Genomic DNA, 25012 nt, shown 5'->3' on the forward strand with positions numbered 1-25012 from the left:
TATGTTTACTCTTCTTTTCATAGCTTTTCATATGTAATTTTGTAAATCTTATACTATTTTAAATTAAATTTCAATACTAAAAGAAATTGACTATTTTTTTCATGTCTAATATAACACACTAATGAGGGTTGATTATCCATATGCGTCTCGCACTTTTAAAACTATACTTTCATAATCGTCATCCAATTGACAACTACTTTTAATTTTTTGATAAAAAATTTAAGCCAAAACACCTGATCGTTTGTCTAATAGACGTACAACGAAAACGAAAGGAGGAATTACGATGAAACTTGAACGTTTAGTAAAGAAAGCACAAAAAGGAAATGATAAAGCCTATGTAATGCTTTTCCAACAGTACGAAGCAGATATTTATCGAATGGCTTTTGTCTATGTAAAAAATAAAGAAGATGCATTAGATCTTGTTCAAGAAGTGGCCTATCAGTCTTTTAAAAAAATCAGTACATTGAAAAAGCCAGAATTTTTCAAGACATGGCTAATGAAAATAACGATTAATTGTGCCTTAAACTTAATTAATAAAAATAAAAAAGTAATTCCGCTAAATTCAAACTTGGACAAGATTATGAGGACGGAAGATGAAGATATTGCACTGACGTTATCTTTAAATAAGCTAATTGACACTTTACAAGAGGATGAAAAAAGTGTCATTTTACTAAAATATTATGATGATCGGACATTAAAGGAGATTTCCGAGATATTAGATATCCCACTAGGAACCGCAAAGTCTGTCCTATACCGCGCTCTAGATAAGCTTCGTCAAAATTTTAAGGAGGTAGATAGCTATGCATAATCATCTTAAACAAGAGCTTTCACAAATTGACATCCCTGCTGAAATCCACGAAAGAAGTAAATTGGGCATTAAAAAAGCAAAATCCGAAAAAGGTGGTAAATTGAATCGTTTTGTTAAGAAACGATTAGCTATCGCTGTGATTTCCGCTTCGTTAATGATTCCAACAGGCGTATTTGCTTATCAAGCATTACTTGCCGATGAATTATATGGTTCTTTTGATAATCTAAAAAAACATGCTGCAAATGTGACAATGGAAAGTTACTTATTATTCAATGCAAAACTCGATCAAGCAAAAGGTGACTTAGGAAAAGAAGAGTATGAACAATTTAAAGAATTATTAAATGTCTTTACAAGTACCAAAATTGAATATGGCAACCACAATGGCAACATCGATTATTCTCAAATTCCCGTAGAGCCATTAGAGGAGATTAAAGCCGCTATGTATGAAGTGCAACCATACTTTGACAAATTGAACGGCCTTCCATCAAGTAAAGACGTTTTAACGGCTGAAGAATATGAACAATATATACAAGCCCTCATGACCTATGAAACGACGATGGCACAACTAGGTGTTTCTAGTGTTCCAGACATCGAGACAATGCCTAAAGAAATGCAACAGCAATTCATCGACGCTCAAACTTACTTACAATATGTAAATGACAAGCAGGTTGAAGTGAAAATTGACGCGGGAATTGAATGATAACAAGAAAACAGCTTGGGAGTAGAATATACCAAGCTGTTTTTCTATTGTCCCTCCTAATCGGAGCCGATGAGGCAACACTTCCACGTTATGTTTCGTCATACTTTTAGTAGTACGCTACAATTCCCTTAATAATGTATAAAAACAAATAATGTTAAAACTTATAGGTGCAAACGTAACGTCATAAAGTGTAAAATATCCACTATAATTAAGATATATAATGTTGCCCAACTAGTATTTGTCGGCGATGTCATAAGTATCTTTTCTTCGTGGTTTTTGACAAGTTGTGCTATATTCAAAGTGTCAGGAGTGAGTTGATGAAAAAGTTTTTAACAATTATCACAATAATTCTTGTTTTACTCGGAGCAGCTGGCTATGCCATGTGGCATTTTGGGACAAATATTGCTTCCGAAAAAATTATCGAAAAAGTGGAGTCTACTTTAGATGACGAAAATCTAGCAGAAGTAAAAACCTATATCGAGAACGATCCGAAAGTTCAAGAAATTGTAAGCGAGGCAGCAACTACAAATCCGGATACTCTCCCCTTCCAAACTAAGGAAGAAGCGATACGTGTGTTAATAACAAAAGTGGGCGTTAATCGTTTACTTGATATTCAGGAACAAGCGCAAAACGGTTCAATTAGTGAGGATGAAATATTATCCGAAATGGAAGGTAAACTATCTGAAGATGAAATTTCTGCTTTAAAATATGTTTTATATAAAGAATTGAATAAATAAAACGAGCCCTAAACGTTTAAATTGTCACAGAAAACACAGCTATTGTTATTTCTTACACTAACGCCAACCACTCAAAAGTCTCACAGTAAAAAGTGGTTGTGGCAACCCATTGGTGCTGGTGGGTCTAATAATATGGACTCGATTCCTCTTTAGTGGAATCGAGTCTTTTTTTATAGACATTACCGCAAAGCACGACTAAATAATGGGTCCTCCAGCAAATCCTCAAGACACCTGGCATTTATTTTTTTCATGCGCGTCCCCTTCTCACAGTTATAAACGACGACCTCCGCCATGCTATTTTATCACCTACCTACTCATGCAACTCCGAAACGAACTAACCTAGCCCAATCATAAAAGGACAAAATTTGAAAATAAACTATATGAAAACAGGATTTTTAAAACTAGATATAATTACCAACAATAAATTGACAATTTAATTGCTTCGTTGTATGGTTAGTTACATAAGTAATGAACCAATTAACTAGGAGGTGGATTGTGATTTATTCGTTAAGCAATGAAAAACCAATCTTCCAGCAAATTCGTGAACGGGTTGAAGATGCCATTCTTGATGGGCAACTACAATCTGAAGATCGCATTCCATCAACCAATGAATTTGCCAAAGAGTATCAAATAAATCCTGCAACAGCAGGCAAGGGTGTGAACGAATTAGTGGAAAAAGGTGTCATTTATAAAAAACGAGGCGTAGGTATGTTTGTCAGTACAGATGCACGAAAAATTTTAATTGCAGAACGTAAGGAAAACTTTTTTGCACAACATATTGAACCGTTAAAAAAAGAGGCGGTACGATTAGGCATCTCTGACGAAGAATTACAAAATATGTTACAGAGGGGATAATTTATGAAGATTGATGTTAGAAATGTTAGCAAACTGTATAAGCAAAAACATGCTTTAAAAAATGTATCTTTTACGATTGAAGGGCCAAAAATCATCGGTTTTTTAGGTCATAATGGCGCTGGTAAAACAACATTTTTAAATTTATTAGCAGGGCTTATTCCTACAACTGAAGGGCATATACGTATCAATGGCGAGAATGTTTTCAATGCCCCTGCTATATTGCGTAACATTTGTTTTGTTGCAGAGAGTGGTAATTTTCAAGAAGATATGACGATCGCACAATGTTTAAAGACTAATCGTTTTTTCTATCCAAAGTGGGATGAACAGCTTGCAAATGAGCTTCTTCAAGTATTTGCACTTAATCCAAAAGATAAAGTGCGCAATTTATCTAAAGGGATGGTATCTGCACTTGGTATTATTACAGGGTTTGCTAGTCATGCTGCCATTACCATTTTCGATGAGCCCTATATCGGCTTAGACGTAGCTGCCCGCAATACATTTTATGATTTATTAATTGATCAACAAATAGAACATCCAAGGCTATTCCTTTTATCGACGCATTTAATAGATGAAGCCAGTGAATTGTTTGAAGAAATCCTTATTCTGCAAGAAGGTGAGTTATTGCTGCAAAAAACGGCGGAGCAATGGGATCAGTATATTGTTGCAGTAAAAGGAAATGCTCAAGATGTTGAACGCGCAATACTAGACTTAGAAGTCATTTACAAGCATATTTTTATGCATGATATGACGGCCGTTGTCTATGCCAACGGTCGTGCAATCGAAGGTCAAAATATTACATTAGAAAATGTATCTTTACAAGACCTGTTAGTGTATTTAAGTAAACAGCAGAAAGAGAGGTTAGTAAAATGAAAACAGTACAAGGTAGCTTATATGTATTTTTTCAAAGCTATAAAAAAAGTAATATTATTTTTTGGTGCATTTTGTTTGCCATTGTCCTACTGTCATTTTTTATTGATTCCTTTTTTGGACAATATATTACTTTTGCTATGACCATCTCTATACCTGTCTATATTTTTTATAGTACGATGGGGGCTAAAATTTTAAATAAAACATTGCCTTATTTTTTAAAGCTTGGCTTAAGCCGTATGCAGTATGTTTGGAACGTAGGCTTATTTTTCATCGTTTGGAGCCTTATTGGGGCATTTATAATTGCCTGTACACACAAAATGATTTCCTTCGTCTCAAATCTATTAGATTATCAAAATATGGTCATTATTCACCCTCTATTCTTTTTTAGCAGTTCGGATTCATTTTTTCTAACAATGGCGATAGATACCGTGTTACTACTACTTTGTTTAATCTCTAGCCTGCTTTTAAATGTCGTCTTTTATCGCTTCGGCACATTAGGTGGCTACAGTTTTATTGGTGTAATGGCTTTGATTCCGATAATGATGGTAATTTTCGGATGGTACTCGCCACTTTTGCTGACATTATCGAAAGCATCCACTTTGCAAATAATCAGTAGCTTACTAGGTATGATTATTATCATTTATATTGTCATCTCAAGTGCATTACGAAAAGCTCCTGCAATGCCATCATAAAACCTTGAAGGGATCGACAAAATGAAAAAAATGATTTTTAAAATTGTAGGTTTAGAACTGCTTCTTCTATTTTTTTATGTTGCCAACGGGGCTTACGTTTCTATTCAACAACCTTCTAGTCCCTTTTTGCAATTTGCTTTGTTGATTCCTTTAGCAATCGGTCTCGTTCTTTATATAATTGCCAAAAAGAAATGGCGTCATTATTTCTTTATTCCCATTAATATCGGAAATATCTTTGTCTACTCACCTATGATTTTCGTATTATGTATTATTTTATTTAGTACGAAAGGGTTAAATTTCGAATCCATTAGCGATTTATTGCTCATGTTTATCATGCAAATGTTTGTTGTTGCTTTTATTGAAGAAACAGTTTTTAGAGGCATCTTGCTGCGCTTATTGTTATCTAAGGGAACGTTTACTGCTATTTGGCTTTCTAGTATTCTTTTTGGCGTGACGCATGCATTGCAACTTATTGGGGGGCAATCGCTGGAAGATACCATTATACAGATTATTTATGCCCTTCTTGTAGGTCTCGTTCTTTCGTTACTTATAATCGATGGGCAATCTATTATTTTGACGATTGTCTTCCATGGTTTCAACAACTTCTTTAATTTTATGGGGAATGCAGAAAGTTCCATGTTAACAGCGTATCTTATCATTTTTGTACTGTTTGTTTATCTGTTATTTTTATGGAGACGTGTTAAGAAAAAGGCAGCGGTACAATCGCTGCGTAGTAGCAGTTCTGTACAAAATTTCTATCATTCCTAATAGATATTACGCATGAAAAGAGAGGATAAAAATGAAAAAAACTGCCGTACTTTTATATCCGCAATTCAGTGAATACGAATTAAGTGTAGCGTTATCCATATTAATGCAAGGGAAAAAACCTATCGTAACGATTGGCTTAAATCATCAGAAGATTATGGGCGAATCTGGTTTAACTTGTCTAGCCGATAGGCAATTAAGCGATATTAATGTAGATGAGATTGATAGTCTCTTATTACCTAGCTGTATGGATATTGGAACATTAGTAGATGAGCAAGAATTATTATATTTTATTAAGACATTGGATTTACAAGGCGCAGTCATAGCTAGTATTTCCAGTTCCCCTTATCTTTTAGCCAAGGCAGGTGTACTAAAGGATAAATACTATACAGTCGGTTTACCACTTGAAGGCATGAAACAATTGGGTGTTTTTGATCTTAGCTATTACGCCGATGAACTAATCGTTCAGGATGGTAGGATTATCACGGCTAGAGGTAGAGGTTTTATTCAATTTGGTTTAGCCTTAGGTAAAGCGTTACAGCTAGATTTTGATGCACAATGGTATAAATAACAGTGCCTGTCACCCAAACAATTTTATTTAAATACTGATGATAAAACCCATAAAAACAAAGGATAGTTCTCGCCAATAGCTTGGCTTCAGAACTATCCTTTATTAGTTACATGATACTTTTATTTAACAGCTGGATTTTCATTTCTTTTGCTGTATACGTAAATTGACAAATAGCCTAAATCCCTTTTTGACTTTTCACCATAATACTTTTTCAATTTAACATCACACGGGCAAGAAAATTCATGCTATTGGGGCGTTTAAGAGATTTAACTAGCCCTTAATAGGCATACAAATAGACCATTTAGTCTTACATCTCATATGTTAATTATGAACCACAACTTATCAAAACAGGAGGTAATAACATGTTTAATCGTAAGCGTCACCATGGAAGAGGACCACAATGCTGCCCACCACAAACAATGCCAACACAATTTGACCCACCACAATTTTTACCGCCAGAGCAATATGTACGCACAAATTACATTCATACAGTTGTACCACACGTTCAACCTGCACATATTACAACAGTGAACAAACATATTATCGATCATCAATACTACTTCCCATGCACAGAGAACGTAGTAAATGAATGCTGTGAAAATCATACACTATGTGGTATGCCACATAATCACTGCCATATGCCACAACAACACATGGGTCACCATAAACATATGGGCATGGGGTATTAATTTGTATGCGATGAGACTTTTGATGTCTCATCGCTTTTCTTATATAACTAACATTATTTTTCGCCTGCTGTTTTTACCTGGTTCCGACCTGCTTGCTTAGCAAGATACAATGCTCCATCTGCCGCTTCAATCAATGCTTCTGTCGTACTAGCCATTTTAGGATACTCTGCAACTCCCGCTGATAGCGTTACTGGACGACCACAAGGACTGTTCGAATTTGCTAACTGTTGTCTTAAATTTTCCGCTACAACGGCTGCTTCTTCAACAGTCGTATTAGGTAATAGAATAATAAATTCCTCACCGCCATAACGACAACAAATATCGTTTTCTCGTGCCACTGCTTTCATTTTTTTGGCTAAATATTGTAATACTTTATCTCCCACTGCATGGCCATAGGTATCGTTGACGCTCTTGAAATGATCCAAATCGAGTAAAATAATTGAATGCATCAATTGATTTTTCTCCCATTCAGATAGCGTAGCATCCATTGTTCGTCTGTTTGTGACCCCAGTTAAAGGGTCGGTTGTCGACTGATCTTTAAAATAGGAAACTTGCCCTTGCAAAAAGGACAAACTTCGAATAAGTGCACTCTTTAAATAATATGCTTCAAAATACCAACTGCGTACGGACTTTAACCCTTCAACACTTCTCGAATCTAAGCTCTCTTCTGTTAATGTTGCTAACTGCTGCAACGGGCGGGCAATTCGCGCTGCGGTCCATAATAAAACAAAAATCGACAAAAGCATAAGCGGTATTGCATTAATTGCTACTTCTTGTACTCGATCAAACGAAGGCTCTAGCGCTACCTCTAATGGTCGTTGAGAAATGACACCCCAACCAGTTATCGGTACTACACTATATCCAGCCAACATTTCAATATTTTTAGTATTCGTGACTAGCTGTGCACCATTTTTTCCTGATACTACTGCTTTCACTACTTTATTTTCCATTACAACATCATTGATGCGACTTGGATCTTGATGGTAGATAATACGTCCATCTGCATCTACTACAAACACATAAGAACCGTCATTATAATAATGCTCCCCTAACAGCAAATTAAATACATTATGTTCTTTTAAATAAATTGTACCTGCTACCATTCCCAAGTATTCGTTCTGCGCTGAAAATATAGGATAGGAGATAAAAATAATTAGTCTCCCTGTAATCCCTTTATACGGTTTCGATACGAGAGGCGTTTTTTTGGATAATGCCTCTTTCCCTCCTACAGAGGTCAAATACTTTCCTTTTACATCTACAGAAGGTGGTGAAACTGACAGTACTAGACCATCGGCATTCGACACTATAACGGAGTTAAACATATTATTTTGCATTTTCAAACGGTCTGTTTCTTTATCCAATGCTGCTTCATCGCCCATAATTGATTCCATATGATCTGCGCTGTAACCTAAAATTTGAAAGGCTTCTTCTAAGTAGGCGCTTGCGGTAGTTGCCAATTTTTGAGCATATACACGATTTGTTTCAAGTGAATTTTCCTTGATGGAATCCACATTCATACGATAACCACTCCATATGCTACCGATGCTTGTGAAAAAAAACGCTGCCATAGCTAAACCCATTATTAAATGTTTTAGCCTCAACTGTCTTGATTTCATTGTCTTCTTTTACTCCTATTTATGTATTTTGACTAGCTATTACTTAAGTTAAAAGACGCATATTTCTTAATCTATTAAAACACATATATCATTTTATTTTACAATTTATTTGTATATATTTAAAGTTATTGTAAAAGCAATATTGTCAAAGGCCTATATAATTATTGAAAAGCAAAACTATTATCATAATTTGGACATAAAAAATTACTATAACCTTAGTTATAAATTTTATTGTCAGTATATTTTCGTATTTTTTAATAAGTATTTGCTGATAACACTTTAAATAATTGCTAAATTAAGCTTTCTATCAGAATTGCCAGATAAGAGCTGCACTTTCCCCTTCGTCGGCACTTATCATTCAATTATATAATAATCCCTTGATTATTTGCGGGAAAAATCTCATTGAAAAAATAAGCGCAAAAAAGACTATTTACAATCATCATTGCAAATAGTCTCTTTCTATTATATTTCTCCTTTTCGTACATGCTCAATTAATCTTTCTAGGTATTGTATGGAGCCCTGTATTCTAAAATTCGCATAATCGCTAACAAATTCAGCCAGCACTTCTACTCTTGGTTTCATAAACTGTTGTCTATCTGAATTAAAGAGATTATCCCATTTTGAATGCATCGCGTTTAACTTTTTTTCTAAAATATGAATAACCCGATCGCGGTCAACATGTTTGATATTGGCTAAACCAATAACCATATCACCAATTGTGTTTGCATTTTCAAGTGATTTATAAATCTTTTTTGGCAAGGCTTCGCGTCCTTTTTCCGTTATAGCAAAAACGTGCTTATCTGGTCGATTATCTTCTTTTATAACTTCTTTCGTCTCAATTAGTCCTTGCTTCGCTAACGATTCAAAATGATAGTATAACTTACTTTCCGTCAAACCATTAATTGAGTCAAGAGACTGTAATTCAGAAATTTGTTTTTTTAAATTATAAGGATAATTATCTTCTTCCATAAGCTTGCTAAGAATGAAAATTTGAATTGCCATTATTTCAGCTCCTTAGGCAAATATTAGTTCCATTTTATCAAAACTAATGATTTACTTCATCAGAATTTTAAGTGCATATTTCTTTGCTCTATTGTTCTACAGTTATTGGTAGGGGTTTATGAAGCATCCAAACGATCAGTACATTTATAACCATCGCTACAAATCCAACTGTTGTTAATCCTAAAATAAAAGGTGTGGCACTAATACTACCAAAAATATTGCTAAAGTATGCTTGAACAGAATAATACATTGGTGAAATATGGCTAATCCACTCATACGGTAAATACATCATTTCACGAGATATTGTTGCACCGTTAGCGATTGTCTGAATTAATAAAATTGGAATGTTTAAAATCATTCCTGCTTCCCCAATTAATAACACAACAACCGCATTGAAGTTAAAGCATGCCCAATAAATCAAAATTTGTTGTCCCAATATTTGGAAGAACACATCAGTTCCCGATAAATCATTGATAGCAAATGACATGCCCGTTGAAACAAGCCCAGCCAAAATACCAATGAGTATCGCTGTTAATTGCATATAAACGAATAAACGTGTTTTCGTTGCTTTCCCACGATTTGCTTTAAACGCTCCCACTAATTGCATTGCGCCAATCATAGCACCTACATAAAGCGCCATCGTTAAAAACATTGGTAGCATATTGTTATGCATGCCGTCTGGCACATCATTAATTGTCTCGATATTTCCTACATAGCTATTTTCAATTTGCTCTGCTAATTTGGCTGCTTGCTCTTGTGGTAAATGTAAGTTCATTAAAATCCCTTGCGCTGTTTGTTGTGAAAACTGTGCACTTAGTTGCTCATTTATTTGCATAACAATTTGTTGCATAGAGGACGATACAGCGGTTGCACTTGCTTCGTTAATGGAGAAATCGATGCTTGATGAAACATCTCCTTTTTGTAAATCAGCAGAAAATGTCTCTGGAATGTGAACGACTAACGCTAAGTCGTTTTTCTCTAAATCTTTTAATGCCTCTTTATTAGTAATATCTGTTTCAATATCCTTAAATGGAAGCTGTTCAGTTAAGCTATCAGCTATTTGGGCACCATATTCCCCTTTATCATCATTAATAATCGCAATTGGTAATGCATCAATATTGCCTGGTATCGCTGTGTAACCTGGTAGGAAGATACCCAACATACATACAGCATAAAAGATCCCCATAAAAATAGAGCCCTTGGCACCTTTCGTTTTTAAAAATTCTTTAAACTTCATTTAATTAGTACTTCCTTTCTACGAACACCTAGTCTATTTATATTCTAAACAAAGTAGTTTAATTTAAGTAGTTTAATTAAACCGTGAGTGTAATTTTACAAAAATACTGTTTACTTTGCAATAAATAAAGATAGCCGACTATCATTAATTTCTATTTTTTGTCCAAACTGTGAAGTAGAAAATGGCATATTATCAACATTACAAAACGTTAAACACACATCGCGCAACAAAAAAGCATTGCAGTTAAAAACTGCAATGCTTTTTTATAGTGTATAGCACCCATAGGCATTACCTATTCATCTCGTTAAATAAATCATAGCCATAAAATAAAAATTTTAATTTTACTTTTATAATACATTGTTCAATTCTTCTATTTTTTTCTTCTTCAGAATACTCCATTGGCATTTTTACACAAACACCTAAATCAATCCACTTGATTATTTCTTGTTCGTTATCCCAATAGATATGTTCTAGTTTAAAATCAAAATCATATCGATTGACACTCATCATTTCCTTTTTGGCTTTAATCAATTGATTAAGAATTTTTCTTAATTCTTCAAGACTTATACCTTCTTTTAGCATCTCTAAAAGCGTTTTACCTTTTGCTTTTTCTATAAATAAATAATCTCTTTTTTTATAAGCGAACATCTTAGGAAAATATGGACTATCATGTAACTCCAGCAAAGCACAAATATCATTATCGCCTTTTCCGTCTGGTAATAACTTCTTTAATATAATTTCTTGTTCTTTATCCTCAAAAACAATGGAACGTCTTCTAGAATTTTGTATAATTTTCACATCTTTATTTAACACTCTTTTAAAGTTATATAAGTAAATTGAATTCTTACTTTCTTTCGGTAGCTTATGAAAAAATTTTGTTATTTGCACAGTCAATGCTCCTTTCATCCATAAAAAAATTTTAAAAAATATTTGGTTATTATTCAATAATTGACAAAAATGTTTTTTTAAAATAATTAAATACTATATTTTAGGAGTGTCAAAATAGCTGTGGACAGTTTGTGGGCTTGACAAAAGGATTTGTGGGCAAAAAAAAACGTTGGAGCCCATGAGCTCCAACGTTTTTTGATTAATACATTTTTAAATATTGGTCGCGTTCCCATTGGTGTACGGTTGTACGGTACATATCGAACTCGATTTCTTTTGCTTCTTTGAAGTTTGCGTAAATGTGTTCACCTAAAGCTGATTGAGCCACTTTATCTTGTGCAAGTAATGTTAACGCATCGTCTAGTGCTGGTGGTAAATTCGCAATACCGTTTGCTTTGCGTTCTTCTTCTGTCATTACATAGATATTGCGGTTAATCGCTGCAGGTGGCGTTAATTGTTGACGGATACCTTCTAGACCCGCTTCTAAAATAACAGCCATCGCTAAATATGGGTTTGCTGAAGGATCCACTGAACGTACTTCTACACGAGTTGAAAGTCCGCGTGCAGACGGGATACGAATAAGTGGTGAACGGTTTTGTGCAGACCATGCAACATAACATGGCGCTTCATAACCTGGAACTAAACGCTTATAAGAGTTTACTGTTGGGTTTGTTACGGCTGTGAATCCTTGTACGTGTGCAAGAACACCTGCCATAAATTGCATTGCTGTTTCAGAAAGACCTAGCTCTGTAGATTCATCGTAGAATGCATTTTCTTTCCCTTTAAATAAAGATACGTTGAAGTGCATACCAGAGCCTGCTTCACCGAACAATGGTTTTGGCATAAATGTAGCATGTAGACCGTGTTTACGTGCAATTGTTTTAACAACTAGTTTGAATGTTTGGATGTTGTCACAAGCTGTAATAGCATCTGCATATTTAAAGTCGATTTCATGTTGACCTGGTGCTACTTCATGGTGTGAAGCTTCGATTTCAAAGCCCATTTCTTCAAGCTCTAACACGATATCACGACGACAGTTTTCACCTAAATCTGTAGGCGCTAAGTCAAAATAACCACCGTGGTCATTTACTTCTAATGTAGGTTCACCTTTTGCATCTAATTTGAATAAGAAGAATTCTGGCTCAGGTCCTAAGTTGAAGCTTGTGAAGCCCATATCTTCCATTTTTTTAAGGATACGTTTTAAGTTGTTACGTGGGTCACCAGCGAATGGTTCGCCTTTTGCAGTGTATACGTCACAGATGAAACGTGCTACTTTCCCTTTTTCTGAAGTCCAAGGGAACACTACGAAAGAATCTAAATCAGGATATAAATACATATCCGATTCTTCAATACGCACGAAGCCTTCAATGGACGAGCCATCGAACATCATTTTGTTTTCTAGTGCTTTGTCTAGTTGACTAACAGGAATTTCAACGTTTTTAATAGTACCTAGAATATCCGTAAATTGTAAACGAATGAAACTTACATTTTTCTCCTCGATTAAACGCTTGATGTCGTCTTTTGTGTATTTACCCACAGTTTTCCACACTCCTATAAATTGTCTTGCTTATATCATTACCCTACCCTACTAAAAAAATAATAAACTGATTGTAATTTGAACCATTTCGTATTTATTTTAATAGAATCGGGATAAATCCCCACGTCGGATGGATGATTTTTGCATGCGCTGCGCTTGACGCATTTCTTCGCGCATAATCCGACGTAATTCTGTGTCGGTTAAATCTGGTTCTTCAGCGGCAATAGGATCTGATTTTTTGGCAAATATTTTTTTAATCTTCGCCATATTCATGCCCTGCTCCAAGTAATCTTTTATTTCAAGAAGTATATCGACGTCATTTAATGAAAACATACGACGATTGCCTTCTGTTCGGTGTGGCTCAATTAAATGGTGTTCTTCATAATAACGAATTTGGCGTGCCGAAAGCTCGGTCAATTGCATCACGATACTCATAGATAATAACGGCATAGTTCGTCTAATTTCACGACTCATTTAAGTCCCCCCCAATACCCGCTTATCATATAACGAAAAAAATTCACTGTCAACAAAGATGTCAGGTTTCCTAACATGGTTTTTTAATTTTTTTTAGAATTGATGCAAAATTGTTAAAAACTAGTCAAAATACCTGAACGAAACATACACTTTTACAGTTTATCTATTTATATTAGAGATAAGCCCCATCACTAAACTGTAATGGGGCCTTGTTAATAAAGTCTATTTTTGTAAGCCTTGAACTGCACTACAAATAGCAAATTTCACGTGCTCATATGTCAAGCCACCTTGAATAAATGCTGTAAACGGTGGACGAATTGGACCGTCTGCTGTCAGTTCAATACTCGAACCTTGAATAAATGTGCCTGCCGCCATAATAACATCATCCTCGTAGCCTGGCATATAAGCAGGTTCTGGTGCATAATGCGCATTAATTGGCGAGTTGGCTTGAATTTCACGACAGAAAGCAACCATTTGCTCGGCTGTATTAAACGATACCGATTGAATTAAATCTGTACGTTCAGCATGATAACTTGGGAACGTCGTCATGCCTACTTCCTCTAACATAGCCGCTGTGAAAATCGCACCTTTTAATGCTTGGCTGACTACATGTGGTGCTAGGAAAAAGCCTTGGTAAAAGTCACCTAGCGTATTTAATGTAGCGCCTGCCTCCGCACCAATTCCTGGTGATGTCATACGATATGCACATTTTTCTACTAAGTCAGCTCGACCTGCAATATAACCACCTATTTTAGCTAAACCGCCACCTGGATTTTTAATAAGCGAACCAGCCATTAAATCCGCACCTACTTCTGTAGGTTCTTGTGCTTCCACAAATTCTCCATAGCAGTTATCTACAAATATAATAGCATTGGGTGCTAATTCCCGTACCTTGGCACACATTTCTGCAATTTGCGAAATCGTAAAGGACGGACGTGATGCATAGCCTTTTGAACGTTGAATGGCTATCATTTTTGTGTTCGGTGTTATGGCTGCAGCGACTGCCGACCAGTCAACCGTTTCGTTATCGATTAAATCTACATGTCGATAACCAATTTTATAGTCCTTTAGCGAGCCCGTATCTTTGTCTCCTCCATCGACAATCGACTGTAATGTGTCATATGGTTGACCTGATATATAAAGCAATTCATCACCTGGTCGTAACACGCCGAATAGACTAAGCGTAATTGCATGTGTTCCAGATATGATTTGAGGACGAACAATTGCCGCCTCTGCTCCAAAAACTTCCGCATACACACGTTCAAGATTGTCACGGCCCTCATCATCATAGCCATAGCCATTGGATGGATGTAAATGAAAATCGCTCACTTGATGCGTTCTAAATGCTGAAAGGACTTTTTGCTGGTTGAAGAACGCCATATTTTCTACTTTCGTATGATATGGGCGGACTCTTTCTTCAATTTTTTCCGCTAATGCTAACGTTTCTGCTGTTAAATGGGTTGTAAAAGTCATTGTTTTCGTCTCCGTTTCAAATTGTTCTTTCCTATCTTATCAATTTGTTTGCAACCCTGCAAAAAATGCTATTGTGTCTAGCTGTTAAATACGCTAAGCTAAGGGGCGGACTTACTACAAATTATTCTCGTTTAAGGAGGGAAAGTGATGGCTTGGGAAGTTTTTAGCATAATTGGGACAATTGCCTTCGCTATTTCCGGGGCAATAATTGCAATGGAAGAAGAATACGATTTATTCGGTGTATATATACTTGGCATTGTAACTGCATTCGGTGGCGGTGCCATTCGTAATTTACTTATCGGTTTACCAGTTACAACGTTGTGGGGACAGGATATGATGTTTCAAATTGCAATCGCTGCCATTACGATATTTTTTATTTTTCCTCATCATCTTATACAGCATTGGCATCGTTGGGGCAATTTTACAGATGCTATAGGCTTATCGGCTTTTGCTATACAAGGGGCATTATATGCAGTGAAGCTCAATATGCCCATTAGTGCGGTTATTGTAGCCGCAGTCTTAACTGGTTCAGGTGGTGGAATAGTTCGTGATTTATTGGCAGGACGTAAGCCACTCGTGCTACGTGATGAAATCTACGGTGTCTGGGCAGCACTTGCTGGTCTACTTATTGGATTGGAATTACTAGAAGGAGATATCTTTTTATACGTGTTATTCGGGGTAATTACAATTTTACGAGTACTTTCATATATGAAGAAATGGCGCTTACCTTTGCGAAAATTGAATCGAGCTTAAGGATGTAGAACTTAGCTATTCTTGCTTTTGCAATAAATAAAAAATTAGAAGTGTTCACCTAGTTGTTGATAGCGGGTAACAACGGCATAGCAGAAAAGTGTTAGATTGATTGGGTTCAATCTAACACTTTTTCTCTTTTGTCCCGGCTTCCTTTTGGCTATAGACGATTACTCTCTAATGTTTAACTATGATTTTTCCCTATCGGCACTTAACAAATGATTACTTCTCTACCAGCCCGACAGACTCAGCTAATGTCGCCATGTTGCTCACCATAGAGCAAGCTGCATCGAGTATTGGAAAGGCTAAAGCTGCACCAGAACCCTCTCCCAATCGCATGTTCATATGAAGCATCGGCTCCACTCCTAACAGTTCAGCAGCTATTTTTGCCCCCGGTTCTTCAGAGGCATGGGAAGGAATAATATAATCTTGCACTTTCGGTTCGAGTTCATAAGCGATAAGAGCAGCGACTGTCGAAATAAAGCCATCAATTACAACGGGCTTACGATTGGCAGCAGCCGCCAGAATTACACCAGCCATCGCACCTATCTCTAACCCACCCACTTTTGCAAGTACATCAATCGCATCATGACGATTCGGTTTGTTTAGGGCAATGGCGTTTTGAATGACTTCAACTTTATGCGCAATTCCTCCTGATCCAACCCCTGCACCGAATCCTGTCACTTCTTGTGGGTGACACGCATGCAGTACGGATAAGATAGCCGCACTTGGTGTAGTATTGCCAATCCCCATTTCACCTGTACCCAATACATTAACTCCTTGTGCTATTTCTGCCGTTGCTACTTCAATTCCTACTTCAATTGATTGAATGGCTTCTTCCCTTGTCATGGCTGGACCTTTTGCCATGTTATCCGTCCCGTATTTTATTTTTTTTATTATAACACCCGCATCGAGCGGAATATCCTGTTTTACCCCTACGTCCACTGTTACAATTTTGGCATTCGTTATGTTTGCAATAGCACAAACACCTGTTATCCCTTTTGGAAAATTTAATGTTTGAAGAAATGTTACATCTTGCGGATTGGATGTTACGTCTTCATCACACACACCGTGATCGCCTGCACAGACAATAATTGCTTTGTTATCAATTTTAGGATAGAGCTCTCCTGTAATACCAGCCAATTGTATAGCCAGTGATTCAAGTTTTCCTAAGCTACTTGGTGGCTTGCTAAGAGAATCTATATAGTCCCTTGCTTTTTCCATTATTTCGTTATTAGCATGTTGAATCTGTTGAAGTGTTTGTTGTAATAATTGCATGTTCATTTCTCCTTTTTAAATAGCCTATTACATAAAGATTGAAATAAAAAAATGGAAAAACCTGTAGTTTATCTCATAACAAATAAACTACAGACTTTTCCATCGTCTATATCATTCGAAGCAATTAGGCAGGTCTCCTGGCTCAATTTCAACATTTTATAGAACCTTCCCAGCTATGCTAGTGGTATTCTCTATAAAACTCCGTTTTACAGTGGTGGGACCGCTAAAGATTTTCACTTTATTCCCTATTCTCCCAAAGTGGGCACCTAATGCTTTTATGTAATTACTTTAAATTTACGACAAAGTGTTTTTAGTGTCAATATTGATACTCGCATTTTAGTCCACTAAAAAACGAGGTACTTAACAAGCTGACCTGTTACATACCTCGATATATCTTCTTATTTAAATTCTAATTCTCCATCATAAGCAAGCATGCCACCTTCAAGGTTTGTTACGTCAAAGCCTTGTGCTTCTAAGAATGCACAAGCATTTGCAGAACGTCCACCTGCTTTACAAACGATAATATATGGTTTAGTCGTATCTAATTCATCCAAGCGCTCAGGGATTGTCCCAAGTGCAATATGTTGCGCACCAGGGATAACACCTTGTGCTACTTCATCGTCTTCTCGCACATCAATAATGTAAAGATCTTCGTTTGCATCTAATCGTTCTAATAATTGTGTTGTATCCATCGATTTCATCTATAAAATCCTCCAATATATCAATTTCCTATTACATTATAGCGTGAACGAAAAAAAACAGCTAGTGATGTAACACTAACTGTTTCTATTTACTTTATTTATTCTTCTGCCTCTAAAAATTCGACTTGCTTTGCTGGAACGAATGTAGAAATTGCGTGTTTGTAAATGAGATGCTGTTTACTTTCAGCATCTACTAATAATACTGTAAAGTTATCATAGGATTTCACAGTTCCTTTTAACTGGAACCCGTTTAACAGAAACACAGTTACAAAAACACTGTTTTTACGTAGATGGTTCAAAAACGTATCTTGCAAATTGATTGATTTCATAGAATGCGCCTCCCCTACTCTCTTTCTACCTCTTCATTCCTATAGTAGCATGTTCTACCAATTTATCAATTAGTAATTTTTAGAAATTATTAAAGTTTTTAGTCTTTTCAAATAAAATGAATATCCATTTTATTGCGGAAATAAGTCAACTGTCTTTTCGCATAACGTCGAGAATTTTGCTTTAAATTTTCGATTGCTTCTTCTAATGTACATCTACCATCTAAGTAATCATACAATTCCTTATAGCCGATCGCTTGAATCGACTGTACACCTCGAATATTTTGTTGCCATAGTCCCTGCACTTCTTGCAGTAGCCCTTTATCCATCATGACATCCACTCGGAGATTAATGCGCTCATAAAGTTCTTCGCGAGACATATTTTGACCAAGTCCTATAATTAAGTGGCGATACAATGGGATTTCTCCACGATTGTGTTCCTCTGACGCCTTTGAAACACCACTTAATTCAATCATTTCTAACGCTCGAATCACACGTCTTGTATTGTTTGGATGAATTGTTTCAGCAGTTTTCGGATCAAGTGCTGCTAACTTAGCATGCATAGCTTCTGGACCTAACTTTTCTAGCTCCTCATAATAAGCTTTACGTGCTAGGTCATCAACCTGCTCGTCTGTAAATTGAAAATCATAAAGGACTGCTTGTACATATAGGCCAGATCCTCCAACAATAATCGGTAGCTTACCACGCGCCTGTATTTCATTAATTTTAGAGCGTACTAACGCTTGGTATTCCGCTACTGAAAAGGATTCCGTTGGCTCTTTGAAACTTAATAAGTGATGTGGCACACCTTCCATCTCTTCTTCAGTAATTTTCGCTGTACCAATATCTAAACCTTTATAAATTTGCATGGAATCGCCATTAATAATTTCACCATTGTACTTTTTAGCTAGTTCAATGCTTAGTGCTGTTTTACCTGAAGCTGTTGGCCCAACTATCGCTACGACCTCTGCTTGCTGTATTTTATTTTCTATCATACTTTTCTAACCACCGTAATAAAACTTGATGAACCGCCTGTTGATTGTCTTCATTTAAAATTTCATGTCGTTTATCTTCAAATAAATAGACAGTAACATCTTGTAATCCTGCTGCTGCAAATTGTTCAGCTACGGAATAAACACCTAGACCACTATCACCAACAGGGTCCTTGCTACCGCTGATCAATAGAATCGGCAAGTTTTTCTGTATTTTTTCAATCTCTTTTTTTCGATTCAATACCATAAAGCCAGCTGTTAAGTCAGCAAAAAATTGATTGCTTGGAATAAAGCCACAATATGGGTCGTCCATATATTTTTGCACTTCCTGCTCTACCGAACATAGCCAATCATACCCGGTTTTAGGATTTGGAAACTGCTTATTAAAGCTACCAAAGCTCAACTTATTTAATAAAGGGCTCTCGGTTTCTTTACCGTGCCGCATTGCGAATACTTGCGCAACATAATGTCCTATCCTATGCAACGCTGAAACACTTCCTGTTCCACAAAGAATAACGTTAGCAACATTTGCTCCATAAAGTTGAATATATCTTCTAGCAATAAAGGACCCCATACTATGCCCGAATACCATTAAAGGCACATCTGCAAATTGAGCATGTATAGCCATCATGACTTCATGCGCATCTTCCACAACCCGATCAAAACCATTTTTTTCAGCGAAAAAGCCTAATGTGCCATTATAACCTGCCGTCTCCCCATGCCCGCGCTGATCATGCATGGACACGGCATAGCCAGCCGCACAAAGAATTTGTGCAAAGTTTACGTAACGACCGCTATGCTCTGCCATACCATGTAAAATATGAAAATGTCCCTTACAGGGAATAGTCGGCGTCAAAATTCGTGTAAACACAAAATGTCCATCAGACATTTTCATATAACGCTCCATCTTTTACACCTCCACATTAGGAAAACTTGTCGCATCTAGAATCGCTTGTTCTAATTGAGCAATATAAGTATTTCTTTGTGACTCTGAATAATGTAAACGCTGCTGCATCACTTGCACTACTTGTTGTTTATAACGTTTCACTGCATCAATATCAAAGTATAGCAAGCCTGTACGACGAATAAAGAAATCACAAGGTGTATATACCATTTCCGCTTCTATGCCGTATAGTAGCATCGCATGTAAAGCGAGGGGCATCGTACTTCCATGCTCATGTAAATATTTTACCTGATCAAATAATGCGTCAACATTGGTACCGTATTTTTGCACTAAATGCTTCGCCTCATCATAATTCAGTCCATATTGAACACCTTCTCTTGCTTTATAGGCAGTATAGTCTGGGAAATTAATCGCATTAATGCCCTTTGCACCAGAAAGCGACAACTCACGTGTCATACATGGACTTGCATGCTTAAATTTATGTGTTTTCACAATTTTATCAACGATCGTTTCAGCCATTTGACGATAGCCTGTTAGCTTGCCACCTGCAATGGTCATCAAGCCGCTTGATGCTGTCCATATTTCATCTTTACGCGAAATTTCAGAAGGATTTTTGCCTTTTTCAAAAATAAGGGGACGTACACCTGCCCAAGAAGATTCTATTGTATCTCTTGTAATTTCGGCTGTAGGGAATACTGTTTTAGCAGCCTCAATTAAATAATCTACATCTTGTTGTGTGGCAGTAGGATGTATTGGATCGCCTTCATAAACTGTATCTGTTGTTCCTATATATGTTTTGCCATCTCGTGGAATAGCGAAAGCCATACGGCCATCTGGAATATCGAAATAAACGGCTTGTTGCAATGGGAAATCCTTTTGACTAAGAACGATATGGACACCCTTTGTTAAACGTAATTGTTTTTTATCTGTTTGCTTATCTTTATGACGTACTTCATCTACCCAAGGGCCAGTAGCATTGACGATTTGCGCAGCATGTACTTCCACTGTTTTTCCAGTGATATGGTCTTTTACTTTTGCCCCAATCAGCTTTTTCTTGCTATATAAAAACTCTGTCATTTCTGTATAGTTTACACAAAGCGCGCCATATTCAACCGCTTTTTTTAGCACTTCAATTGTTAAACGTGCATCGTCAGTCCGATACTCTACATAATAGCCACCGCCAACTAGCTCATCACGCTTTAAAAGCGGTTCTAGTGTGGCTGTTTCTTGTGCACTTAGCATCGTGCGACGTTCTTGTTTTTTGACACCTGCTAGTCTGTCATAAACCTTTAACGCCACCGAAGTCGTAAATGGTCCAAGTGTACCGTGCTTATATAAAGGTAACAGCATCTTTTCAGGTGTCGTTACATGAACAGCATTGTCATAAACAATTTCACGTTCACGCCCAACTTCTGCCACTACCCCTACATCAAATTGTTTTAAATAACGAAGACCTCCGTGAATAAGCTTTGTTGAACGGCTAGAAGTACCCGCCGCAAAGTCTTGCTTGTCAATTAGTGCAACTGATAAGCCTCTCGACGCCGCATCAAGTGCAATCCCCGCACCCGTAATGCCACCTCCAATGACTAATACGTCAAAGCTATACTGCTCTAAATAATCCATAATTTTAGGACGATGCTCAAATGAAAACATACTTTCTCCCCCATTAGCTATGATTTGAATAAACGTGTAGCCTCCACAGCTCTCTGCCAGCCTGCATAGAAAATCTTACTTTGCTCTACAGTCATTTTCGGTTGATAGGTTTGCCCGTTAACCCACAATGCTGTTAAAGCCTCTTTATTTGGCCAAAAGTTCGTTGCTAGCCCAGCTAAATAGGCTGCCCCGAGCGCAGTCGATTCATTAAGCTTTGCTAGCTCTACCTTTAACTGCAAAATATCACTTTGGAACTGCATTAATAGACCATTACTGACAGCGCCACCATCTACTCGCAACACTTCAATTGGTGTGCCCGCCGCTTCTTCCATTGCATCAAGAACATCTTTCGTCTGGTAAGCTAGTGATTCAAGTGTTGCGCGGATAAAATGTTCTTTCGAAGTACCACGCGTTAAACCAAAAATAGCCCCGCGTGCATCGGTATCCCAGTATGGCGTGCCTAACCCTACAAATGCAGGAACTACGTAAACACCATCGGTATCAGCTACCTTTGTGGCATATTTTTCAGAGTCCTTTGCGGTACGAATCATGCGAAGCCCATCACGTAACCACTGAATAGCTGATCCTGCCACAAAGACACTGCCTTCTAACGCATAGGTTACCTTCCCATCAATGCCCCAAGCAATCGTTGTCAACAAACCATTTTCAGAATGTACCGCTTGGTCACCCGTATTTAATAACATAAAACAACCGGTACCGTACGTATTTTTAGCCATGCCTTTTGCAAAGCATGTTTGACCGAAAAGAGCGGCTTGCTGGTCACCGGCAATTCCTGCAATTGGAATTTCTTCACCAAAAAATATACTTGGTGCCGTTTTCGTATAAATTTCTGACGAGTTTTTCACTTCTGGCAGCATCGACATTGGAATATTTAAAAGTTCGCAAAGTTCTGCGTCCCATGTTAGTTCATGGATATTATAAAGTAAAGTCCTTGCCGCATTCGAATAATCCGTAATATGTGCCCTTCCTTTTGATAATCGCCAAACAATCCACGAATCAATCGTACCGAACAGTAAATCACCTTGTTCTGCCTTGGCACGTGCACCATCAACATTGTCTAAAATCCATTTAATTTTTGTTGCGGAGAAATAAGGGTCCAGTCGTAATCCTGTTTTTTGCTGAAACATACTTTCATGGCCCTGTTCCTTCAACGCTGTCACGATGTCTTGTGTTTGCCTTGATTGCCAAACGATTGCATTGTAGACAGGCTGGCCCGTCTGTTTATCCCAAACAACCGTCGTTTCTCGCTGATTTGTAATGCCAATTGCGTGTACTTCGCTTGCTTCATGTCCACTTTCTGTTAACACAGCTGCGATAACAGCGAGTACTGAACCCCATATCTCATTGGCGTTATGCTCAACCCAGCCAGCCTTTGGAAAATACTGTTGAAATTCCTTTTGTGCCACATGGACAATTTCACCTTTATGATCAAATAATATCGCTCTTGAACTTGTTGTTCCTTGATCGATTGCTAAAATAAATTCACCCATTTATTCCCCTCCTTAGGTTTTCACACCACGCTCGAAATCGCTGTAGGCTTCTTTTAAGGATATTGGTTACAATACGAACGCGTATGCTTCGTTGTTATTACATTACCCGTTTAAACATTTTTTCCACTTCATAGGTTGTAAAATGGATTAACACCGGCCGACCATGTGGACAAGTAAACGGATTATCCGCTCTACGTAAATCATCTAATAACGCAACCATTTGCTCTTTCGTCAAATAATGATTGGCCTTGATAGACTTTTTACAGCTCATCATAATGGCTGCCGCCTCACGCATTTTTTTGACATCTGCTGTTTTTGTGGTCAAAACTTGCTCGATTAACTCCTCAATGATGTCCTGTTCCTCGCCATTTGGAAACCAGCTAGGATGCTCACGAATAACAAATGATGACTGTCCAAAATCCTCTAAAAACACACCAACGGCCTCTAGCTGCTGTCTATTTTCACGCAGAATCAGTGCCTCGTCTGCTGCATAATGGAAGGTCAATGGCAGTAATAATGCTTGCCGTTCATTTGGATTTACTTGTCCTACTTTTTCACGGTAAAACTCATATTTAATACGTTCTTGCGCTGCATGCTGGTCGATTAAATAAAAACCGTCCTCCATTTGCGCAACAATATAAGTGCCGTGTATTTGTCCTACTACTTCAAGCGCAGGAAATGGTTCTTTTTTAGGCTCTTTCATTGGAGATTCTACTATTTGAGGCTCCTCATTTAAAAAGTCCATATGGTCGTTTGATGACGCTTCTTCTATCTGATTGGTTTCGTTTGGTTGAATTGGTTGCCAGTGCTCTTCTATCACTGTAGGTGCAGGTTCTTCCATCGGTAATATGCTAGATTCCTGAACTGTTTGCGCATCATAAAGCTTTTCAACGATAGCATTCATTTTTTCTACATCAAGTTGCGGTACAGGCTTCCACATGTTCAGCTGTTCCGTTGCAGGTTTTGCAATCTTTTCCTTCTTCTCCATAAGTGGAACGCGCATAACATCGCGAATTTTGCCCCGTATCGTTTCTTCAATCAGTTTAAGTAGCTCTGGTTCTTTACTTAAACGTATCTGGTGTTTGGCTGGATGGACATTGACGTCTGTTAAATAAGGATCCCCTTCAATAAAGAGCGCTACGATTGGAAAACGTTCAATCGGTAAATACGTATGATAGGCATCGATAATAGCCTTTTGCACTAAATAATGTTTGACCCAACGCCCATTCACAAACAGCGACATATAATTTTTGGAAGCACGTGTCACCTCTGGTAAAGACACGTAACCCGTCACCTTATAGTCATGAGACTCGCCGTGAAACGGTACCATTTTTTTGGCGTTGTGCACGCCATAAATCGCTGCTAGGACTTGCTGTACATCACCTCGTCCATTCGTCTGCAATAATTGCTGACCGTTATGTAGCAATCGAAAGGCAATTTGTGGATTACCGAGTGCTAGCCGATTCATCAAATCTATCGTATGCCCAAGCTCGGTTTGTATCGTTTTCATATATTTTAAACGAGCAGGGGTATTGAAAAATAGCTGTGCCACTGTAATATCCGTTCCTTTTCGTAAAGGACCGGGCTTTTGGGTTGTGACATGTCCCCCTTCTAACTCTACATACGTGCCTGATTCGCCAGTTGAAGTAATCATCGTCATTTTGGATACCGATGCAATGGATGCTAATGCCTCCCCGCGAAATCCTAACGTACGGATACGAAATAAATCATGCTCCTGATGAATTTTACTTGTTGCATGGCGTGAAAAAGAGATTAGTGCATCTTCCTCATCCATCCCACTACCATTATCAATCACTTGAATTGAAGTGAGTCCCGCTTCTAGTAAAAAAACATCAATGGACGTACTGCCAGCATCAATCGCATTTTCGACTAGTTCCTTGACAACAGATGCCGGTCGTTCTACTACTTCTCCCGCAGCAATTCTATTGGAAAGCCACGCGTCCATAATTTGAATTTTTCCCATGG

Annotated in this window: 25 protein-coding genes, 1 riboswitch and 1 other annotated feature (1 of these 27 cut by a window edge); of the genes, 10 read left to right on the top strand and 15 right to left on the bottom strand. The window is 37.4% G+C overall.

The window, feature by feature from the left end:
• Positions 1 to 30, bottom strand: a binding site (T-box leader); it reaches 231 nt to the left of the window's first position.
• A 253-nt stretch (positions 31 to 283) separates the two neighbouring features.
• From FC748_RS11685 to FC748_RS11725, 9 genes are all read left to right on the top strand, one after another.
• On the top strand, positions 284 to 808 hold the full coding sequence (locus tag FC748_RS11685) for a sigma-70 family RNA polymerase sigma factor (RefSeq protein WP_024361596.1): 525 nt from the start codon (positions 284 to 286) through the stop codon (positions 806 to 808).
• Complete coding sequence (locus tag FC748_RS11690; protein ID WP_108029549.1) at positions 801 to 1508, top strand: DUF3600 domain-containing protein; 708 nt, start codon at positions 801 to 803, stop codon at positions 1506 to 1508. The genes FC748_RS11685 and FC748_RS11690 overlap by 8 nt, the downstream gene beginning before the upstream one ends.
• A 317-nt stretch (positions 1509 to 1825) precedes the next feature.
• A complete protein-coding gene (locus FC748_RS11695; RefSeq protein WP_024361598.1) occupies positions 1826 to 2245 on the top strand; it encodes a hypothetical protein in 420 nt (139 codons plus the stop codon).
• 495 nt (positions 2246 to 2740) lie between these two features.
• Entirely contained in the window at positions 2741 to 3100 is a 360-nt protein-coding gene (locus FC748_RS11700; protein ID WP_024361599.1) for a GntR family transcriptional regulator, read from the top strand.
• 3 nt (positions 3101 to 3103) lie between these two features.
• Positions 3104 to 3970 (top strand): ABC transporter ATP-binding protein, encoded by an 867-nt coding sequence (locus FC748_RS11705; protein ID WP_024361600.1) that lies wholly within the window; start codon positions 3104 to 3106, stop codon positions 3968 to 3970.
• Positions 3967 to 4662: a hypothetical protein gene (locus FC748_RS11710; RefSeq protein WP_108029548.1), complete on the top strand. Its 696-nt coding sequence runs from the start codon at positions 3967 to 3969 to the stop codon at positions 4660 to 4662. Before FC748_RS11705 ends, FC748_RS11710 begins: the two co-directional genes overlap by 4 nt.
• A 21-nt stretch (positions 4663 to 4683) precedes the next feature.
• On the top strand, positions 4684 to 5430 hold the full coding sequence (locus tag FC748_RS11715; RefSeq protein WP_238600111.1) for a CPBP family intramembrane glutamic endopeptidase: 747 nt from the start codon (positions 4684 to 4686) through the stop codon (positions 5428 to 5430).
• A gap of 31 nt (positions 5431 to 5461) precedes the next feature.
• A complete protein-coding gene (locus FC748_RS11720) occupies positions 5462 to 5998 on the top strand; it encodes a DJ-1/PfpI family protein (protein WP_108029546.1) in 537 nt (178 codons plus the stop codon).
• 362 nt (positions 5999 to 6360) lie between these two features.
• The gene (locus tag FC748_RS11725) at positions 6361 to 6687 is read left to right on the top strand and encodes a CotD family spore coat protein (RefSeq protein ID WP_024361604.1); all 327 of its coding nucleotides are present in this window, start codon (positions 6361 to 6363) and stop codon (positions 6685 to 6687) included.
• Positions 6688 to 6740: 53 nt separating this feature from the next.
• On the opposite strand, the gene FC748_RS11730 is transcribed toward FC748_RS11725, so the two are convergent.
• From FC748_RS11730 to FC748_RS11760, 7 genes are all read right to left on the bottom strand, one after another.
• Positions 6741 to 8303 (bottom strand): sensor domain-containing diguanylate cyclase, encoded by a 1563-nt coding sequence (locus FC748_RS11730; protein ID WP_024361605.1) that lies wholly within the window; start codon positions 8301 to 8303, stop codon positions 6741 to 6743.
• Between the two features lie 462 nt (positions 8304 to 8765).
• Entirely contained in the window at positions 8766 to 9305 is a 540-nt protein-coding gene (locus FC748_RS11735; protein ID WP_108029545.1) for a PadR family transcriptional regulator, read from the bottom strand.
• Between the two features lie 88 nt (positions 9306 to 9393).
• Positions 9394 to 10542, bottom strand: coding sequence for a YhgE/Pip domain-containing protein (locus tag FC748_RS11740; protein ID WP_038509507.1), 1149 nt, complete (start codon positions 10540 to 10542; stop codon positions 9394 to 9396).
• 288 nt (positions 10543 to 10830) lie between these two features.
• Entirely contained in the window at positions 10831 to 11430 is a 600-nt protein-coding gene (locus tag FC748_RS11745) for a hypothetical protein (RefSeq protein ID WP_025218839.1), read from the bottom strand.
• 199 nt (positions 11431 to 11629) lie between these two features.
• On the bottom strand, positions 11630 to 12964 hold the full coding sequence (glnA, locus tag FC748_RS11750; protein WP_024361926.1) for a type I glutamate--ammonia ligase: 1335 nt from the start codon (positions 12962 to 12964) through the stop codon (positions 11630 to 11632).
• A 99-nt stretch (positions 12965 to 13063) separates the two neighbouring features.
• Positions 13064 to 13438, bottom strand: coding sequence for a MerR family transcriptional regulator (locus tag FC748_RS11755; RefSeq protein WP_024361927.1), 375 nt, complete (start codon positions 13436 to 13438; stop codon positions 13064 to 13066).
• Positions 13439 to 13660: 222 nt separating this feature from the next.
• On the bottom strand, positions 13661 to 14911 hold the full coding sequence (locus FC748_RS11760) for a methionine gamma-lyase family protein (protein WP_107894619.1): 1251 nt from the start codon (positions 14909 to 14911) through the stop codon (positions 13661 to 13663).
• Between the two features lie 147 nt (positions 14912 to 15058).
• Between FC748_RS11760 and FC748_RS11765 the strand changes: the two genes are divergently transcribed.
• Complete coding sequence (locus tag FC748_RS11765) at positions 15059 to 15664, top strand: trimeric intracellular cation channel family protein (RefSeq protein ID WP_024361929.1); 606 nt, start codon at positions 15059 to 15061, stop codon at positions 15662 to 15664.
• 219 nt (positions 15665 to 15883) lie between these two features.
• Here FC748_RS11765 and cobT read toward each other — a convergent pair whose 3' ends face one another.
• From cobT to mutL, 8 genes are all read right to left on the bottom strand, one after another.
• Complete coding sequence (gene cobT / locus FC748_RS11770) at positions 15884 to 16939, bottom strand: nicotinate-nucleotide--dimethylbenzimidazole phosphoribosyltransferase (protein ID WP_108029544.1); 1056 nt, start codon at positions 16937 to 16939, stop codon at positions 15884 to 15886.
• 110 nt (positions 16940 to 17049) lie between these two features.
• Positions 17050 to 17224, bottom strand: a riboswitch (cobalamin riboswitch).
• Between the two features lie 113 nt (positions 17225 to 17337).
• Positions 17338 to 17640 carry a rhodanese-like domain-containing protein gene (locus FC748_RS11775; protein ID WP_108029543.1) on the bottom strand — a complete coding sequence of 101 codons (303 nt, stop codon included), beginning with the start codon at positions 17638 to 17640 and terminating at the stop codon, positions 17338 to 17340.
• Between the two features lie 98 nt (positions 17641 to 17738).
• On the bottom strand, positions 17739 to 17969 hold the full coding sequence (gene hfq, locus FC748_RS11780) for an RNA chaperone Hfq (protein WP_024361932.1): 231 nt from the start codon (positions 17967 to 17969) through the stop codon (positions 17739 to 17741).
• Positions 17970 to 18076: 107 nt separating this feature from the next.
• On the bottom strand, positions 18077 to 18961 hold the full coding sequence (gene miaA / locus FC748_RS11785; RefSeq protein ID WP_029747180.1) for a tRNA (adenosine(37)-N6)-dimethylallyltransferase MiaA: 885 nt from the start codon (positions 18959 to 18961) through the stop codon (positions 18077 to 18079).
• Entirely contained in the window at positions 18948 to 19865 is a 918-nt protein-coding gene (locus FC748_RS11790; protein WP_108029542.1) for an alpha/beta fold hydrolase, read from the bottom strand. Before FC748_RS11790 ends, miaA begins: the two co-directional genes overlap by 14 nt.
• Positions 19866 to 19868: 3 nt before the next feature.
• Entirely contained in the window at positions 19869 to 21515 is a 1647-nt protein-coding gene (locus FC748_RS11795; protein ID WP_025218836.1) for a glycerol-3-phosphate dehydrogenase/oxidase, read from the bottom strand.
• Positions 21516 to 21532: 17 nt separating this feature from the next.
• Positions 21533 to 23026 (bottom strand): glycerol kinase GlpK, encoded by a 1494-nt coding sequence (gene glpK / locus FC748_RS11800; RefSeq protein WP_024361935.1) that lies wholly within the window; start codon positions 23024 to 23026, stop codon positions 21533 to 21535.
• A 97-nt stretch (positions 23027 to 23123) separates the two neighbouring features.
• Positions 23124 to 25010: a DNA mismatch repair endonuclease MutL gene (gene mutL / locus FC748_RS11805; protein WP_108029541.1), complete on the bottom strand. Its 1887-nt coding sequence runs from the start codon at positions 25008 to 25010 to the stop codon at positions 23124 to 23126.
• Positions 25011 to 25012: the final 2 nt, after the last annotated feature.

It is taken from the genome of Lysinibacillus sphaericus (assembly GCF_005217585.1).
In the GTDB taxonomy this organism is placed as follows: Bacteria; Bacillota; Bacilli; order Bacillales_A; family Planococcaceae; genus Lysinibacillus; species Lysinibacillus sphaericus.

Bases quoted from the DNA above. Each gene is read 5' to 3' on its own strand.
- FC748_RS11685 (WP_024361596.1), top strand. From the start codon at position 284: ATGAAACTTGAACGTTTAGTAAAGAAAGCACAAAAAGGAAATGATAAA.
- FC748_RS11690 (WP_108029549.1), top strand. From the start codon at position 801: ATGCATAATCATCTTAAACAAGAGCTTTCACAAATTGACATCCCTGCT.
- FC748_RS11695 (WP_024361598.1), top strand. From the start codon at position 1,826: ATGAAAAAGTTTTTAACAATTATCACAATAATTCTTGTTTTACTCGGA.
- FC748_RS11705 (WP_024361600.1), top strand. From the start codon at position 3,104: ATGAAGATTGATGTTAGAAATGTTAGCAAACTGTATAAGCAAAAACAT.
- FC748_RS11710 (WP_108029548.1), top strand. From the start codon at position 3,967: ATGAAAACAGTACAAGGTAGCTTATATGTATTTTTTCAAAGCTATAAA.
- FC748_RS11715 (WP_238600111.1), top strand. From the start codon at position 4,684: ATGAAAAAAATGATTTTTAAAATTGTAGGTTTAGAACTGCTTCTTCTA.
- FC748_RS11720 (WP_108029546.1), top strand. From the start codon at position 5,462: ATGAAAAAAACTGCCGTACTTTTATATCCGCAATTCAGTGAATACGAA.
- FC748_RS11725 (WP_024361604.1), top strand. From the start codon at position 6,361: ATGTTTAATCGTAAGCGTCACCATGGAAGAGGACCACAATGCTGCCCA.
- FC748_RS11730 (WP_024361605.1), bottom strand. From the start codon at position 8,303: ATGAAATCAAGACAGTTGAGGCTAAAACATTTAATAATGGGTTTAGCT.
- FC748_RS11735 (WP_108029545.1), bottom strand. From the start codon at position 9,305: ATGGCAATTCAAATTTTCATTCTTAGCAAGCTTATGGAAGAAGATAAT.
- FC748_RS11740 (WP_038509507.1), bottom strand. From the start codon at position 10,542: ATGAAGTTTAAAGAATTTTTAAAAACGAAAGGTGCCAAGGGCTCTATT.
- FC748_RS11755 (WP_024361927.1), bottom strand. From the start codon at position 13,438: ATGAGTCGTGAAATTAGACGAACTATGCCGTTATTATCTATGAGTATC.
- FC748_RS11760 (WP_107894619.1), bottom strand. From the start codon at position 14,911: ATGACTTTTACAACCCATTTAACAGCAGAAACGTTAGCATTAGCGGAA.
- FC748_RS11765 (WP_024361929.1), top strand. From the start codon at position 15,059: ATGGCTTGGGAAGTTTTTAGCATAATTGGGACAATTGCCTTCGCTATT.
- cobT (WP_108029544.1), bottom strand. From the start codon at position 16,939: ATGCAATTATTACAACAAACACTTCAACAGATTCAACATGCTAATAAC.
- FC748_RS11775 (WP_108029543.1), bottom strand. From the start codon at position 17,640: ATGAAATCGATGGATACAACACAATTATTAGAACGATTAGATGCAAAC.
- hfq (WP_024361932.1), bottom strand. From the start codon at position 17,969: ATGAAATCAATCAATTTGCAAGATACGTTTTTGAACCATCTACGTAAA.
- miaA (WP_029747180.1), bottom strand. From the start codon at position 18,961: ATGATAGAAAATAAAATACAGCAAGCAGAGGTCGTAGCGATAGTTGGG.
- FC748_RS11790 (WP_108029542.1), bottom strand. From the start codon at position 19,865: ATGGAGCGTTATATGAAAATGTCTGATGGACATTTTGTGTTTACACGA.
- FC748_RS11795 (WP_025218836.1), bottom strand. From the start codon at position 21,515: ATGTTTTCATTTGAGCATCGTCCTAAAATTATGGATTATTTAGAGCAG.
- glpK (WP_024361935.1), bottom strand. From the start codon at position 23,026: ATGGGTGAATTTATTTTAGCAATCGATCAAGGAACAACAAGTTCAAGA.
- mutL (WP_108029541.1), bottom strand. From the start codon at position 25,010: ATGGGAAAAATTCAAATTATGGACGCGTGGCTTTCCAATAGAATTGCT.